We start from the raw sequence: 254 nt of genomic DNA, 5'->3' as shown, positions 1-254 counted from the left end.
GCTACGCGTCGATCGGCATCGCCGCTCCCGTGATCTTCATCGCGATGCGGCTGTTGCAGGGCCTCGCGCTCGGCGGCGAGTACGGCGGCGCGGCGACCTACGTCGCCGAGCATGCGCCGGCCAACCGGCGCGGCTTCTACACCGCGTGGATCCAGACGACGGCCACGCTCGGCCTGTTCCTGTCGCTGCTCGTGATCCTGGGCGTGCGCACGTTCATCGGCGAGGAAGCGTTCGGCAGCTGGGGCTGGCGCGTG

The 254-nt window shown here is 70.9% G+C and carries 1 protein-coding gene; it reads left to right on the top strand.

What is annotated here, in order from left to right; genetic code table 11:
• The coding region (locus tag A9Z05_RS37385) for an MFS transporter (RefSeq protein ID WP_256121813.1) at positions 1–254 on the top strand (254 nt) is incomplete at both ends.

It is taken from the genome of Burkholderia sp. A2 (assembly GCF_001729305.1).
In the GTDB taxonomy this organism is placed as follows: domain Bacteria; phylum Pseudomonadota; class Gammaproteobacteria; order Burkholderiales; family Burkholderiaceae; genus Burkholderia; species Burkholderia sola.
This window is presented reverse-complemented; position numbering and strand designations above follow the sequence as displayed.